We start from the raw sequence: 15932 nt of genomic DNA on the forward strand, positions 1-15932 counted from the left end.
GGAATGTTCTGTTGTTTTTTTATTTTATTTAGGAAAATAACATAAATGTTAGACAAAATTCATGAGGGATAAATGAATTGTTTAACTTTTTTAAGAAAAATAATAAAGTTGAGCGGTTATAAAAGAAAAAGAGTGAGATTATTATTTTAATCTCACTCTCTTTTTTTAAAAACGATCGCCTTAATAACAATTCGTTTTCTTGCTAAACTTTTATTTGTTGTTTAAAAAAACAAACTTGTGGTCAAACATATCCAGTTTAATTTTACTGTCTTTATCAATCTTTCCAGCAAGAATCTCTTTTGACAATTCATTTAATATACGTTTCTGAATTACTCGTTTTAACGGACGTGCACCAAACTGAGGATCATATCCTAATTCCGAAAGCCAATCCAATGCCTCAGGCGTTGCCTCTATCTCGATTCCCATTTCAGCAAGCGTATCTTGTACACGTTTAAACTGTAAGGTAACAATGTCTCTAAGTTCATTCCGGTTGAGCGGTGTGAACATGATCAGCTCATCTATACGGTTCAAAAACTCTGGCCTTATTGTTTGTTTTAGTAACTCAAACAACTCGCTTTTAGTTTTAGCAATCACCTCATCACGGTTCTCATCATTAAGATTTTTAAAGTTATCCTGTATTAAATGAGATCCAATGTTGGAAGTCATAATAATAATGGTGTTTTTAAAGTTCACTACACGGCCTTTATTATCAGTTAGCCTTCCATCATCCAATACTTGCAGTAGTATATTAAACACGTCAGGATGCGCTTTTTCAATCTCATCCAACAACACTACCGAATATGGTTTTCTACGTACAGCTTCAGTTAGCTGACCGCCTTCATCATATCCTACATATCCCGGCGGCGCTCCAATTAAGCGTGAAACTGCATGGCGCTCCTGATATTCACTCATATCTATCCTGGTCATGGCATTTTCATCGTTAAACAGAAACTCTGCCAACGCTTTGGCTAGTTCCGTTTTACCAACACCGGTTGTTCCAAGGAATATGAACGATCCAATTGGTTTGCGTTTATCTTGTAAACCGGCTCTTGAACGACGAATCGCATCAGATATAGCCTCAATAGCCTCGTCTTGTCCTGCAACACGTTTATGCAGCTCGTTTTCAAGATTCAGTAACTTATCTCGCTCACTTGAAATTAATTTAGTAACCGGAATGCCAGTCCACCTACCCACAACGCCTGCAATATCATCGGCAGTTACCTCTTCTTTGAGCATTCTGCTTTCGCTTTGCATACTTTCCAATTGAGATTTTAACTTTTCAACGTTATCCTGCGATTCTTTTATTTTACCGTAACGGATTTCAGCTACTTTGCCATAATCGCCTGCACGCTCTGCCTGATCTGCTTCCAGTTTATAATTCTCTATCTGTTCCAGTTCATTGTTAATATTGTCGACCAGATCTTTCTCGCCTTGCCATTTTGCTTTTATCTCGTCACGTTCGGCCGACATATTGGCAATTTCTTCACCTAGAGTTTTAACTTTTTTACTGTCATTCTCTCTTTTAATCGCCTCACGCTCTATTTCTAGCTGCATGATCTTTCTGTTCAACTCATCAACCTCCTCTGGTACACTATCCATTTCCAAACGTAATTTGGAGGCAGCTTCGTCCATTAAGTCGATGGCTTTATCTGGTAAAAACCGATCAGAAATATAACGTTGTGATAATTCTACTGCCGCAATAATGGCCTCATCTTTAATCCTTACCTTGTGGTGGGTTTCATACCTTTCCTTTAATCCACGAAGAATAGAAATTGCATCCTGGGTATCGGGCTCATCAACCATTACCTTTTGGAAACGGCGCTCAAGTGCCTTATCCTTTTCTAGATATTTTTGATATTCGTCTAACGTAGTTGCACCAATTGCACGTAACTCCCCACGGGCAAGCGCAGGCTTAAGGATGTTTGCTGCATCCATARCACCTTCGCCACCACCTGCACCAACCAGGGTATGGATCTCATCTATGAATAGAATGATATCGCCATCACTGTGTGTTACCTCTTTAACTACTGCTTTTAAGCGTTCCTCGAATTCACCTTTATACTTCGCTCCGGCAATTAATGCGCCCATATCAAGCGAGTAAACGGTTTTTGTTTTCAGGTTTGTTGGCACATCGCCTTTAATAATCCTGAAAGCGATACCCTCAGCAATAGCGGTTTTACCTACACCTGGCTCACCAATCAATATCGGATTGTTCTTGGTACGTCTGGAAAGGATCTGGATTACCCTCCGGATCTCTTCATCTCTACCAATAACCGGATCCAGCTTGCCTGATTCAGCATATTCATTAAGGTTACGTGCATATTTATTAAGTGCATTATATGTTGCTTCGGCATTCTGATCGGTAACATGATTGTCGCCCCTTAAAGAAATGATTGCTTTTTTAAGGTCTTTTTCATTTACACCCTGATCTTTTAAAAGTTTTGAAGTATTGTCGTTAACAGATAGAATGCCTAACAAAAGATGTTCTACAGAAACAAATTCGTCTTTAAATTCTTTAAGGTATGATTGTGCTTTTTGCAAAGCAGAGTTGGTTCCTGATGTTAAATACGGATTACTACCACTAACTTTAGGAAATTTCTCGATCTGAGCATCTAGCTGCTGACCAAGAACATTAAGATTTACATTTAATTTTTTTAAAACGTACGAAACTACGTTTTCATCAACAGTGAGCAAACCCTTTAATAGGTGTGCTGTTTCAATAGCCTGTTGCTGATTGCCCTGGGCTATTTCAGAAGCCTGTTGAATTGCTTCCTGGGCTTTTATAGTAAAGTTGTTGAAGTTCATGTCAGCAATTAAACAAAGCAAATGCCATCTTGGTTTTTAGTTATTAATCGGAAATTTTGTCGGTTCTTTTTATTTAAAACTGCATAATTGTCTGATAAATAGTGGTTTATGATGAAAAAATGTCTGAACATAAGATTTCTGATTTAATTTTACGTCCTTTGTAATATCTACCTTTTTCTAAAATGCTTACTCCACTTGACAATTTTTATTTGCAAAAAGAAGAGCCTGTAAGGGGTTGTTTACTTGCGTTAAAAGATTATCTATTGGCCTTTGATGAAAATATTACCCCTGAATGGAAATATAAACTGCCATTTTTTTACTATAAAGGAAAAATGTTTTGTTATTTATGGATTCATAAAAAATACCTTAAACCTTATATAGGTATTGTAGAAAGCAAGCATATAGATCATCCTGATCTGATTATTGAAAAGAGGGCCAGAATGAAAATAATGTTGATAGATCCTAATGAGGATTTACCGATTGAAACGATGAACGATATATTAAAACAAGCGCTTGCCCGCTATTAAATGAAGGAATTTATACGATTATACTTAGATGCTTACCGCGGATTATCTACCCCGGCATGGATGCTTGCCCTTGTTATGCTTATAAACAGGAGTGGGGCAATGGTTATTCCTTTTTTAGGAGTTTACATGATCAATCACCTTCATTTCTCTTTAGAAGATACCGGTATGGTGTTAAGTTGCTTTGGGCTGGGAGCTGTTTCCGGAAACTTTTTAGGTGGCTGGCTTACCGATAAAGCCGGACATTTTAAAGTTCAGCTGGTTAGCTTAATTTTAACTGTGCCTATGTTTTTCCTGCTACCACAGTTAGATACTGTGGTTAAGCTTGCTGCAGGTGTTTTCACTTTAAGCCTTGTTTCTGAAACATTCAGACCTGCCAACTCTGTGTCTATTGCTTACTATTCAAAACCAGATAATATCATCAGGTCATTTTCACTAAACAGGATGGCTATGAACCTTGGGTTTTCAATTGGCCCTGCCTTAGGTGGTTTTTTAGCTGCCATATCTTACGCGTTTTTATTTTATGGCAATGCAATAGCAGCCCTTTTGTCGGCCACACTTTTTTTCATCTATTTCCGCAATCGTAAAGGCAACGAGAAGAAGAAAGACGAAGTGGTAGAAGAAGAGGGAAACCAAGCCAATTTGTCGCCCTATAAGGATGTACCGTTTATGCTTTTCAGTGTACTTTCCTGCATTTTTGCCATTTGCTTTTTACAGTTGTTAAGTACACTCCCTTTGTATTACAGAAATGTTTACAAAATGACAGAGGCAGAGATAGGAATAATACTTGCCTTTAGCGGACTAGTTGTGTTTTCACTAGAGATGCTGGTAGTTCATATTGCCGAAAAGAGATTTACTGCCCGAACTGTAATTGTAGCGGGTACTGTATTGTGTGCCTTATCATTCCTGGTTTTGAATCTTGCTAAGGGTATTCCGGTACTTTACCTTTCTATGTTTATAATATGCCTGGCAGAGATCCTGGCTATGCCCTTTATGGCAACGGTTACGCTTCAAAGATCGTCATTAAAAAAGAGAGGTGCATACATGGGTATTAATGCTCTATCCTTTTCTGTAGCTCATATATTTTCTCCTCTGGTAGGTACAAGAGTTGCTGCCCAATTTGGATTCGAAACTTTATGGTGGGGTACGGTAGCTGCATTAACCCTTGCTTCGATAGGTTTCTTCTTTGTAATGAAACAAATGAAGTTATCAGCATAATGTCATTCTTTTTTAGTTAATAGGAATATCGGGAAAAGTCGATATATCTTTGTGCTATGGATCAGTTAGAGATTTTTAAAGCACTATCAAATAAAACACGACTGCAGATTTTGCAGTGGCTGAAAGAGCCGGAAAAACACTTTCCGCCGCAAGAGCATGCCGCGTTTGATGAGGTAGGGGTTTGTGTGGGGCAAATACAACAAAAGGCAGGTTTAACCCAGTCTACCGTTTCAGAATACCTATCTATACTCCAAAAATCAGGACTGCTGGAATCAACCAGGCTTGGGCAATGGACTTATTACAAGCGTAATGAGGAAGCCTTTGCTGCACTAAGCAATATCATTAAATCAGCAATATAGCATTTATTAAAATACAATTATATGAGTACAGAAACTTTGTTCAGACCATTTAGTTTGAAATCATTAAATATAAAAAACAGAATCGTGATGGCACCGATGACACGTTCATTTTCGCCAGCAGGAGTACCAACGGCCGATGTTGCCGCATACTATTCAAGAAGGGCAGCCGGAGAAGTAGGCCTAATCCTTTCAGAAGGAACGGTTATTGATCGCGTTTCATCATCAAATGATGCCAATATTCCACATTTTTATGGCGATGCAGCTTTAGCAGGATGGAAAGAAGTTGTCAATAGTGTTCACCATTCTGGTGGAAGCATGGGGCCGCAAATATGGCATATGGGCATAATGGATAACCATCATTCAGGATGGGTTCCTTCGGCACCTTTTGAAGGGCCATCTGATCTAAACAGACCTGGATTTTCGAACGGTGTAGCCATGACTCAGGATGATATTGAAGCGGCCATTAAAGCCTATGGCAGTGCTGCGGCAGATGCTAAAAGATTAGGTTTTGATTGTGTCGAGCTTCATGGTGCTCATGGTTATTTAATTGATCAGTTTTTCTGGGAAGGTACTAATAACCGTACCGATAGTTATGGCGGTAAAACACTGAACGAACGTACTAAATTTGCTGTAGAAGTAGTAAAAGAAGTGAGAAGACAAGTAGGTGAAGATTTTACGATAATCCTGAGGTTATCACAATGGAAACCATCTGATTATACTTTACAAATGGCTAAAACACCACAGGAGATGGAACAATGGCTGCAACCGTTAGTTGATGCCGGAGTAGATATTTTTCACTGTTCACAGCGCCGTTTCTGGGAGCCTGAATTTGAAGATTCTGATCTTAACTTTGCAGGCTGGGCTAAAAAAATTACCGGAAAAGCAACCATTACCGTGGGGTCTGTTGGTTTATCAGGCGAATTCCTTGCGGCATTTAAAGGCGAAAGCTCTGAGCCAAGTTCATTAGAAGAATTGCTAAGAAGAATGGATAGGGGAGATTTTGATTTAGTTGCTGTGGGCAGGCCATTACTTGCTGATGCTAAATGGGTTCAGAAAATCCGTGATGAGCGTACTGCTGAGTTAAAAGGGTTTTCTAGAGAGGCATTAATGCAGTTATTGTAAGGCTATTCTGCTTAATTGAGTATACCTGTGCTTATGCCAAATCCTCACATAGTTCACACATTCTGCATACATTCTACACAAAAAGGTACCTGTTTGTGGRTTTKRTGTGAAGGAGGTGTGAATAATATGTGAAGAACCACCAATCCTGTGAAGAACTTCACTATTTTAAAATCAATACGGGCTTATTTGCATCAGTAGATAAGCCCTCTGTAATGCTATTGTGGGTTAAACTGTATAGGAAACTATGGACTCCTGGCAATGCAATGATCATTTGTTGCTTATGCTGATCGGCAAAAGTAAGCACTCCATTTAATATGTCTTTATCAGTTGAATATTGTAACTCGTAATCATAACCTTGTAGAATTTCGCTTAGCATCCCTTTTATTTCCAACTCAGGATGTTCAGGAAGTAAATGTTTATTAGCGGGATCAACATTCAGTAAGGTGAGTTTTGGATGAGGCCAATGTTTAATACTATGTAGTCGCTGTAATAAACTTACATGATTTAGTGTTTTGAAATCGCAGGCAACAAGCGCATTTTTTACAGGTTCATATGTTGCCTTTGGTGGAACGATGAATACTGGTATAGGGCTTACTTTAGCTATTTCAATCATGCTATTTCCAATATTGCTTATTTCGCCATCATGATTATTGCTACCTAAAAACAATGCGTCAGGATTTTCCTGTTCTATTATTTCAATTATACCACGTAATAAAGGTGCTTCCGTTAAAGCAACTTTAATGGAAATATCTTGGTTTAGTTTTTTTTGTATCTGAGACCTTAATTTTTCAAGCTTTCCTTGTAGTAAATCCTTTTGTTTAAGGATATCATCCTCATTAAGCTGCACAAAATCTGCAGATGGATAGATCTGCTCGAATAACGTGATGTAAAAATTTGCAAAAAGGATAATCTGGCTAAGATTCTGATTGTTACTAAGGCCTACGGCATAATTGACTGCATTGTTAGAAGGTTCTGAAAAATCAACGGGTATCAGTATCGTTTTCATGATGAATAAATTTATTGAATGTTTTTAGTTAGTTGCTTAATTAATAGGGTAGATGCAATAATATCTTCCTCTGTAAGGTCTATTGATGCAGCTGTATACATCTCCATTGCCCATGGAAGTAGTTTTTCTTGAAGATCTTTTCCTTGTTTTGTTAAGTGGATGAGGTTGTTTCGCCTATCGTTTCCATCGGGCATTCTATTAACCAGATCGCGCTTAACCAGGTTGTCCAATAAATAAGTCATGCTGGCTTTTTCTTTGATAATGCGATCAGCTATTTCCTGTTGATTTATGCCATCCTTTTCCCATAAACACATTAGTACTTCGAGCATTTCGTAAGTAATATTTAGCTGGTTTTCTTTAATTCTGGCCTGAATAAACTGGCGCGAACGGCTTCGCATTTCAATTACTGCACGACCAAGCTCAAGGGCTAGTGAGGCTTTGCTATTCATAAGTTTTATTTTGTTAGAATAAAGTTAAGGAATAGATAGTATAGTATTTAACTATTGTGTGTCATAATTTTGAAATTATATCGGGCGACACGGATGGGTAGAAGCAAAAAAAGCTGGCCATATGGCCAGCTTTCGGACGATTATTAAGGGTATACTACTCACAACAAGTGCAGGTATGTATTATTTTAATATTTCTGTTAATCTTTGAGTTTGATGATCAGCAAGATTTTGCAAAGGTTTCACAGCCAGCATTTTCATCATCATATTAAGATCTGCAGAGATAATATGTTTTGCAATAGTTCCGCCGTTACCGTTGTCAGCCACTGTCCATTTTAATTCAACATCAAAAGGAGGTTTTTCTGTTGGTATAGCAGTTAGTTCCTTGTTTTCTACGCGATCAGATATCTTGATTGCTAGTTTAGCCATGTTCTGGATGGTGAAGCTAGCTTCATCTGTTGTAGAAGACCAGTTGTAAATGTTTTCTGGCATTAATTGCTGATGGTTGTTCATATCAGCCAAAAATGAATATACCTTTTCAACCGGTAGGTTTAACTCTACGGAGCTTTCAATAACTGTCATTATAATTTTAAGTTAATTGTTCTAATTCTTTTCCCCAGTCGGCTGGGTTTCTACGCCATTTAGTAAGCAAATCAACATCATTTTGTGCAATGAAGCTGTGCTCAGCAGCATATTCTATTAGTGTATTGTAGTTAGAAAGGGTCGAGAAACGACATTTTGCTTCTTTGAAGTTTTCTTCGGCCTGATCAAAACCATAGGTAAAGATTGCAACTAATCCTGCTACAGAAAGGCCTGCATTTCTTAAAGCATCAACAGCCTGAAGACTGCTTTTTCCTGTTGAAATTAAATCTTCTATAACAACAACACGTTGTCCTTCAACTATTTCTCCTTCAATTAAACTTCCGGTTCCATGCTCTTTTGCTTTCGATCTAACATAAGCGAAAGGCAAACCGAGCTCTTGAGCAACCAATGCACCTTGAGGTATACCAGCAGTGGCAACACCAGCTATTAAATCTACAGAACCATATTCTTCCTGTATTAATTGCGTAAGCTTTTGTCTGATATAAGTTCTAACAGAAGGATGGGAAAGTGTGATCCTATTGTCACAGTAAATAGGAGATTTCCAACCTGAAGCCCAGGTAAACGGGTTGTTAGGTTGTAATTTTATTGCTTTTATTTGTAATAAAAATTCAGCTACTTTTAATTCAATATCACTTTTATTATACATGTCTCAAAATTACGGAATTTCTGGCGTTTTGCTTGTAAGCGTAATAAACTTTTTATTTATCGCTTATTAGAAAAATGCTGAAAACTCTTGTTTAATTCAATCTAGAACTGGCAAATATCCGTAATAAAAATCAATGCTGAAAGTCTTTTCTGTGATCGGCTGTGAATCAGTAGTATCTGAGATTTATTTTTTGTTTTTTCTATAAATGTAAGAGCAGTATGTTATAATTCTGTATTTTTAAACCTCGATTTTATTCCGGTAACAACCGGATTAAAAAGAATGCTTTAATAGTATTGCTGCGGAGAACTAAATGATAACGAAAACGACTACCTTCTGATGAAGAATTACAGAATTTATATTAACGATAATACTTTGTTTATTGCGGACTTGATGCCTAAACAAATAAAGAAAGTTCAACAGCTTGATAAGCAGGATTTTGATTTTGAACTCTTCTATAAGAATTTAGAAAAGGTATCTGGAAAAGACTATATACTACTTGATCCGGATCCTAAACAATTATTTAAAAAGATTAAAAAAAGCTGTGAACTTATAAAAGCTGCTGGTGGTTTAGTGAAAAATGTGAAAGGCAATTACCTCTTTATTTTTAGAAATAAGAAGTGGGATTTGCCCAAAGGTAAGGTAGAAAAAGATGAGAAAATGAAGGAAGCCGCCCTTCGTGAGGTTGAAGAGGAGTGTGGAGTAAAGATTTTTACCAACGATGAAAAGCTATGTAAAACTTATCATGTTTATACGCTTGGGAGTAAATTGGTGCTTAAGAAAACCAACTGGTACAGCATGACAGTAAAGGGAGAGCCTAAACTGATTCCTCAAAAAGAAGAAGGAATAACCAAAGCAAGCTGGCTAAGCAAACTGGAACTTAATCAGGTATTAAAGAATACCTATCCTTCAATTGTTCAGGTAATGGAAGTTGGGGGCCTTTTAGAAGATAATATTGTAGTAAAACCAGTTTTACATGCTATAAAAAAGGTATAGCTTGTGGCGGTAAAAACTTACTTACATCACCGTTGTTGCGCAGAATATCGCGCACAATGGTTGAACTTATAGCCGAATATTCTGGTTTGCTCAGAATAATTATGGTTTCTACTTCAGGCATCATCGTCTGATTGATCTGCGCAATTGCTTTCTCGTATTCAAAATCAGAAACCGAACGCACCCCTCTAACCATGTATTGGGCATTGATCAGTCTGCAGAAATCAACTGTAAGCCCTTCGTATAGTTCAACTTCCACTTTTGGCTCCTGTTCAAAAACCTTTCTTACAATTTCTTCGCGTTTATCGGCCGACAGGAATCCTTGTTTGGAACTGTTTAAGCCAATACCCACTACAATTTTATCAAATAAAGGTAACGCGCGCTTTAAAATATCTACGTGAGCTATGGTAATCGGGTCAAATGAGCCAGGAAATAGTGCAATCTTCATGGTTAAATATACTAATTGGAGGGCTTTTCAAAAAAACTAAATGAAGAGTTGCCATATCTTCTGGTTTCGGTATAACCGGGCTGATTGTTTAATTTTAATAGTGATGGGTGTTCTACTATAAGCAAACCATTATCTGTTAACAGGTTATTTTTCATTACCAGCTCCGGAATTAATGGAATGGTTGACAAATCATAAGGTGGATCAGCAAAAATGATCTGATAGGATTTGGTGTGACTTTGCAGAAACTTAAATACATCGGCTTTTTGCACATCAATTTCATTTAACTGATATTTTTCGATAACAGATTTTACCCAATAAATACAGCCAGAGTGTTTATCAACCGCTGTTACCTGTTTAATGCCTCTTGATGCAAATTCAAAGCTGATGTTTCCTGTTCCACAAAATAGATCAAGAACGGTACAGCTATCAAAGTCATAAGTGTTGTAAAGGATATTGAAAAGAGCCTCTTTGGCCATATCTGTTGTTGGCCTTACCGGCAAGCTTTCGGGTGCATTAAAGCGAATACCCTTTAATTTTCCACCAATTATCCGCATTGATCAAGGGCTAATAGACTACTGTAATAATGAGCAGGCATGTCATCTAAAATTTTTTTGTCAACTTCATTACCGGTTGTCGGGATGAAATTGATGGTTTTGAAGTACTTTTCAATGCATTTGTATTGACTATCTCCGTCGTTGATGATTCCACTAAGGTAGATGTCAGTTTTTGAGGTGTCTATATTAAGCTGATTGATAATGAAAAGCAGGTAGTAGTTAAATTCCTCAGCGTTCTCGATTTGAAAATAATTTTGGAATATCAGTTTACCGCCATCGGTATATATTACATTAAATGAGCCCACAGTAAAATCAAGTACCAGGCTAAGCTTTTCATTGTCTTTGGAAAGCGATAAAACAGGTGCTGCATGATCAAATAGTTTGCAGTTTGACAGCGAAACATTTAAGGTTTCTTCTATGAACTTATTTAGTGTAAAGATGGATGTGAAACCAAAATTGGCAAAAGGCTGGGTGTAAAGGTTATTAGATTGTTCTTCTGCAAAGAATTTTGCGAAGTCGTTTAAATTCTGCTCATTGAACAAGTCATTGGGTATGGCTATTGAATTTTCGGTATGTACCGAAGCCTTAATTTCTTTAAATGGCAAACTTAAATAGCTGTCTGTCCTTAGTTTTTCGGAAAGCGCTTTGCTTACATTCTGACATTCCTGCTGGTCGTAAACTGCCTTTAACTGATTGTTGCTCTTGTCTATAATGGCATACGAAAAACTATCGGCAGTAATTTTTATTAACAGGTTGCAGTCTGCCGCTGTATTCGGGTCAAACTCCGGATCAACTAATAATATGCTATTTTTGCTGTTCATATGAACAAAATTAATCCTTTTTTCTATAACATCACCATTGCATATTTGTTAAATGGATAAAGCGACCCTAATAGCCCAGTCTTATCAATTTACTCCTACTGCAGAACAGTTTACTTTTTGCAGTGAAATGGCTTCTTTTTTGTCACATCAATTAGATGGTCAGTGTTTCATACTAAGGGGGTATGCAGGTACAGGTAAAACTACCTCGGTAGCCGCGCTGGTAAAGGCTTTACCTAAGTTTACTTTACGCGCTGTTTTGTTGGCTCCTACGGGAAGGGCTGCAAAAGTAATGAGCAACTATACCGGCAGAAAAGCATTAACCATTCATAAAAAGATCTATAGAAAAAAAACTGCAGTAGCTACTGATATGTCATTCCAGTTGGCCCCAAACCTGGCAGAGCATACTTTATTTATCATTGATGAGGCATCTATGATTGCCGACGAGTGGAATACGCAAACGGGTTCGTCGTTTTTAAAAGACCTGATGGAGTTTGTGTATAACGGAAAAAATTGTGCAGTTGTTTTTGTGGGCGATACTGCCCAGTTGCCACCGGTTGGAAGTCTGGATAGTCCGGCATTAAATAAAGAATACATTGCTTCAAATTTTGGGATGAGGGTAACGGCTGTGGAGCTAAAAGAGGTGGTGCGTCAGGAAAAGAAATCGGGGATATTGGCCAATGCTACTATGCTTAGAAAACTGATTAATGATGACAGTGAGACAGAAAAGGTTGAGCTGCCAAAGTTCATCACTAAAAACTATAAAGATATTTTTAGAATGACGGGCGTAAAACTAGTTGAAGGATTGGAATACGCCTATAACAAGTTCGGTATAGAGAATTCACTTGTAGTTTGCAGATCTAATAAGTCTGCGAATGTTTATAATCAGCAGATCAGAGCCAGACTATTGTACCGTGAAGAAGAGCTGACAGGGGGCGATCAGATCATGGTAGTTCGGAATAACTATTTCTGGCTGCCGGAGAATGAGTCGGCTGCTTTTATCGCAAATGGAGACATGGCCAGGATACGCAGGGTAAGGGGTATTGAAGAGCGCTATGGTTTTCGGTTTTGCGAAGTTCAGCTAGAATTTCTTGATTTCCCGGAAGCAGGGGAGGTTACCTGCAAAGTTATATTGGATACGCTGACTGCAGAAACACCAAACCTTTCTTATGAGCAAAGCAATAAGCTTTTTGAAGGGCTTAATCTGGATTATGATCATATAAGCAACAAAAGAGATCGTTTAAATAAAATTAAAGAAGATCCATATTATAATGCACTACAAATTAAATTCGCTTACGCGGTAACCTGCCATAAGGCCCAGGGCGGGCAATGGGATGCTGTATTTGTGGATCAAGGTTATTTAACGGAAGAGATGATCGATATGGATTTCCTAAGATGGCTTTATACTGGGGTAACAAGAGCGAAAAAAGAATTATTTTTAGTAAATTTTGCACAAAACCTATTCTCTTCTCCTGCTGAAGAACAATTTTAGATGCTAACCTGAACTTACTGATATGAGATTTGCTTACTCTATTAAACAAAAAATGAAAATTGCAGTGCTGTTATTCTGTATAATGGCGTGCACAATACTGATCAGGTTTCTGGAAGATAAGAGTGTTAAAAGCATGAATGAGTCATTTGTTTCGATGTATAACGATCGCCTTATTCCAGCTACAGACTTATTTTACGTTGCTGAGAATGCTTATGCAAAGAAATCGATGATCGAGGATTTTTTGAATACAGCTTATGAGCAATCTTTTAATCCCGCTGTTTTTAAAGCCCAGCTTGCATCGTACAACAGGGCAATAGATTCTTTAATTAAAAAGTATGAGAAAACTTTTCTGGTTAAACAGGAAAAGGAAAAGCTGATTGTTTTAAAAGATGGTCTTGAAAGTACAGGGAAGATTGAAGATCAAATCATGGCCTTTGCTGATAAAAGAGATATTTCCAGTGCCAGGAAACTTTATGCACAAGAGGGAAGAGCTTCGTCAAAAGGCACGATTCAAAAATTATCTGAATTAATGAGGATACAAACCCAGGTTGGTGAGGAACTAATTAAAGATTCAGCGTTTATGGTTTCAGGTAGCAAACTGTACTCGACTTTACAAGTTGCATTAGCTATTCTTATTGGTATTTTAATAGTAGGAATTGTCTTTACATCGAACGTTGTAAAGATCAATAATGATAAATTTAACCTTAATTAACCATTTATTACAGGCTTTTCCATTACAGATTATTATGTTTGTTTCTGCAAAAAGTAACAACATGACACCAATAGCGGCCATTGAATTTAATAGTGCTTTCTTTTTCAAGTTTTTAAAATTCGGGTTGGTAGGTTTCTCAGGTCTTATTGTTGATTTTGGTATTACTTATCTCTGTAAAGAAAAATTAAAGATTCATAAGTATATATCCAATTCATTGGGTTTTATAGTAGCAACAGGGTCTAACTACACACTTAACAGATACTGGACTTTTGATAATCATAATCCCGCCAGCATTATTCAGTTTGGTAAGTTCTTTGTGATTTCGTTGGTAGGATTGGCGATTAGTAATATGATTATTTATTTGCTGAATGATAAGTTGAAATGGAATTTTTATGTTGCCAAAGCCTGTGCAATAGTATTGGTTTCATTGTGGAACTTTTTTGCAAACTATCTTTACACATTTACTGGATAAACCCTACTGCTAATGCTGCAAACAAAAAAAAGTTCTGAACAGATATTGTTTATATTTCTGGGAATATGGACTGTATTTAATATCATTCAGGCTGGTTTTGTAGAGGTTCATGCTGATGAGGCTTATTACTGGGTTTATTCGAGATTTTTAGACTGGGGGTATTTTGATCATCCGCCAATGGTTGCCCTGTTTATTAAAATAGGCGATTCATTATTGCCTTCTACCCTTGGATTGAGGATATTAACGGTTATAACAAGCACGCTCTCTGTTTATTTGCTGTGGCAAATTGTAGGTCGTTATGTCCAAAATATAAAGCTCTTTATTCTGCTGTTTTCAGCAATAGTACTGTTCCATGTATATGGGTTTATCACCACACCAGATTCTCCTCTCTTCTTTTTTACGGTATTGTTCTTTTATGTGTATCAACGTTACGAAGCTGAGAATAAGATTAAATGGGCTTTGCTATTGGCCCTGGTTATTGCCTGCTTACTTTTCAGTAAGTACCATGGCATATTGGTTTTGTTTTTTACCATATTGTCTAATCTTAAATTATTAAAAAGGCCATCTTTCTGGCTTATTGTAGTCATATCTATAGTTGCTTATCTGCCGCATATACTGTGGCAGGTTCATAATAATTACCCGTCATTTTATTACCATGTGATAGATCGATCTGCGGCTATTTATAAGTTTAATTTTACTTCAGAATACTTCCTTGCACAGCTTGCACTTGCCGGCCCGCTTGTTGGTTGGTTTTTATATAAATCGGTAGTGGGTTTGAAATCCTCAGATACCTTTCTTAGGGCAGTTAAATTTAATTTTTACGGAATATTTATATTCTTTTTGTTTAGCACCCTAAAGGGAAGAGTAGAGGCCCACTGGACATTACCTGCCATGTTATGCCTGTTTATTCTGGCTTATATTGATATGGCCAGAAAGCCTGTGCCTAAATGGTTTGAGAAACTCGCTATCGTTAATATTGCATTAATTGTTTTGGTGCGGCTGATATTGATCATCCCGATAGATGCTTTAATGAAGGTAAATGTTGTTGCGTATTATTTTGGAACGGAGAAGTGGGCTAAACAAATCCATGAAAAGGCCGGTGATTATCCGGTAATATTTTACAACTCGTTTCAAACTCCATCGAGATATAATTATTATAACCGCAGCACAAAGGGTTTTAGCTATGATTCAAGATATTACAGGAAAAACCAGTACGATATATGGCCTTTAGAAGATAGCCTTAGGAACAAGAAGGTTTATTTTGTAATACCTGATAGTCATGGTGATCAGGCCAAACAAGATACTATTAACACAAGTAAAGGCGTGTTTTATGGAGCATGGATAGATAAGGTAAGAATGTATCAGAAGGTATCTGTGAATCCGGTTGTAGCTCCGGGAGATTGGAAGAGCGGAGAGGCTAAGACTTTGAAATTGAAGATAACTAATCCTTACAATGAGCCCATTTCATTGGGCAATAAGGGGGAAACCTGGAAATGTTACCTGGAATACGGGTTTAAAAAGGATGATACGCTAAGTGAGTTTAAACCTGTTGTAACGAATTTGGAGCATATTCAGATTGGGGCAGGAGCGTCTGTAGAAATAGAGGGAGTGATAAAAGCGCCGGTTCAGGCAGGGAAATATAAAATGATCTTTTCTTTAAGGACAGAGCCTTTTTTAGGGGGAAGAAACAGCAACATGATTGGTGTTGAAGTGAGAT

The 15932-nt window shown here is 37.4% G+C and carries 17 protein-coding genes; 9 read left to right on the forward strand and 8 right to left on the reverse strand.

All coding sequences use genetic code 11. The features are described 5' to 3' along the window. Positions 1–210: 210 nt before the first annotated feature. Entirely contained in the window at positions 211–2805 is a 2595-nt protein-coding gene (clpB, locus tag AC1DDX_RS08750) for an ATP-dependent chaperone ClpB (RefSeq protein ID WP_477621960.1), read from the reverse strand. A 182-nt stretch (positions 2806–2987) separates the two neighbouring features. Here clpB and AC1DDX_RS08755 point away from each other — a divergent pair, with 182 nt between their 5' ends. The 4 genes from AC1DDX_RS08755 to AC1DDX_RS08770 are packed head-to-tail and all read left to right on the forward strand — an operon-like array spanning position 2988 to position 6028. Then, positions 2988–3332 (forward strand): DUF1801 domain-containing protein, encoded by a 345-nt coding sequence (locus AC1DDX_RS08755; protein WP_172659707.1) that lies wholly within the window; start codon positions 2988–2990, stop codon positions 3330–3332. Beyond that, on the forward strand, positions 3333–4547 hold the full coding sequence (locus tag AC1DDX_RS08760) for an MFS transporter (RefSeq protein WP_172659708.1): 1215 nt from the start codon (positions 3333–3335) through the stop codon (positions 4545–4547). Positions 4548–4603: 56 nt separating this feature from the next. After that, on the forward strand, positions 4604–4906 hold the full coding sequence (locus AC1DDX_RS08765) for an ArsR/SmtB family transcription factor (RefSeq protein ID WP_288878939.1): 303 nt from the start codon (positions 4604–4606) through the stop codon (positions 4904–4906). Positions 4907–4927: 21 nt separating this feature from the next. Continuing rightward, positions 4928–6028 (forward strand): NADH:flavin oxidoreductase, encoded by a 1101-nt coding sequence (locus AC1DDX_RS08770; RefSeq protein ID WP_288878940.1) that lies wholly within the window; start codon positions 4928–4930, stop codon positions 6026–6028. Between the two features lie 160 nt (positions 6029–6188). Here AC1DDX_RS08770 and AC1DDX_RS08775 read toward each other — a convergent pair whose 3' ends face one another. The 4 genes from AC1DDX_RS08775 to pyrE all read right to left on the reverse strand — a co-directional run bounded on the left by AC1DDX_RS08775 (position 6189) and on the right by pyrE (position 8729). After that, a complete protein-coding gene (locus AC1DDX_RS08775) occupies positions 6189–7034 on the reverse strand; it encodes a universal stress protein (protein WP_337716530.1) in 846 nt (281 codons plus the stop codon). An 11-nt stretch (positions 7035–7045) separates the two neighbouring features. After that, positions 7046–7483, reverse strand: coding sequence for a MarR family winged helix-turn-helix transcriptional regulator (locus AC1DDX_RS08780; RefSeq protein WP_172659711.1), 438 nt, complete (start codon positions 7481–7483; stop codon positions 7046–7048). Between the two features lie 180 nt (positions 7484–7663). Then, positions 7664–8062: an SRPBCC family protein gene (locus AC1DDX_RS08785; RefSeq protein ID WP_172659712.1), complete on the reverse strand. Its 399-nt coding sequence runs from the start codon at positions 8060–8062 to the stop codon at positions 7664–7666. Between the two features lie 7 nt (positions 8063–8069). Continuing rightward, positions 8070–8729: an orotate phosphoribosyltransferase gene (pyrE, locus tag AC1DDX_RS08790; RefSeq protein ID WP_048906744.1), complete on the reverse strand. Its 660-nt coding sequence runs from the start codon at positions 8727–8729 to the stop codon at positions 8070–8072. Positions 8730–9065: 336 nt separating this feature from the next. Here pyrE and AC1DDX_RS08795 point away from each other — a divergent pair, with 336 nt between their 5' ends. Next, positions 9066–9722, forward strand: a complete 657-nt coding sequence (locus AC1DDX_RS08795; RefSeq protein WP_172659713.1) for an NUDIX hydrolase — start codon at positions 9066–9068, stop codon at positions 9720–9722. On the opposite strand, the gene coaD is transcribed toward AC1DDX_RS08795, so the two are convergent. The 3 genes from coaD to AC1DDX_RS08810 are packed head-to-tail and all read right to left on the reverse strand — an operon-like array spanning position 9706 to position 11542. Next, positions 9706–10167 carry a pantetheine-phosphate adenylyltransferase gene (gene coaD / locus AC1DDX_RS08800; protein ID WP_172659714.1) on the reverse strand — a complete coding sequence of 154 codons (462 nt, stop codon included), beginning with the start codon at positions 10165–10167 and terminating at the stop codon, positions 9706–9708. The genes AC1DDX_RS08795 and coaD overlap by 17 nt on opposite strands. Before the next feature lie 11 nt (positions 10168–10178). Next, the gene (locus AC1DDX_RS08805) at positions 10179–10721 is read right to left on the reverse strand and encodes an RsmD family RNA methyltransferase (protein WP_288878943.1); all 543 of its coding nucleotides are present in this window, start codon (positions 10719–10721) and stop codon (positions 10179–10181) included. After that, a complete protein-coding gene (locus AC1DDX_RS08810; RefSeq protein WP_172659716.1) occupies positions 10712–11542 on the reverse strand; it encodes a DUF3822 family protein in 831 nt (276 codons plus the stop codon). The genes AC1DDX_RS08805 and AC1DDX_RS08810 overlap by 10 nt, the downstream gene beginning before the upstream one ends. A 52-nt stretch (positions 11543–11594) precedes the next feature. Between AC1DDX_RS08810 and AC1DDX_RS08815 the strand changes: the two genes are divergently transcribed. The 4 genes from AC1DDX_RS08815 to AC1DDX_RS08830 all read left to right on the forward strand — a co-directional run. Continuing rightward, complete coding sequence (locus tag AC1DDX_RS08815) at positions 11595–13031, forward strand: ATP-dependent DNA helicase (RefSeq protein ID WP_172659717.1); 1437 nt, start codon at positions 11595–11597, stop codon at positions 13029–13031. A gap of 52 nt (positions 13032–13083) precedes the next feature. Beyond that, on the forward strand, positions 13084–13743 hold the full coding sequence (locus AC1DDX_RS08820) for an MCP four helix bundle domain-containing protein (protein ID WP_246269417.1): 660 nt from the start codon (positions 13084–13086) through the stop codon (positions 13741–13743). Beyond that, the gene (locus AC1DDX_RS08825; protein WP_448104569.1) at positions 13721–14215 is read left to right on the forward strand and encodes a GtrA family protein; all 495 of its coding nucleotides are present in this window, start codon (positions 13721–13723) and stop codon (positions 14213–14215) included. The genes AC1DDX_RS08820 and AC1DDX_RS08825 overlap by 23 nt, the downstream gene beginning before the upstream one ends. Positions 14216–14227: 12 nt before the next feature. Continuing rightward, positions 14228–15932, forward strand: a 1705-nt coding sequence (locus tag AC1DDX_RS08830) for an ArnT family glycosyltransferase (RefSeq protein WP_288878944.1), incomplete at its 3' end; no start/stop codon positions are given.

Source organism: Pedobacter sp. 10L46_2, from assembly GCF_056395165.1.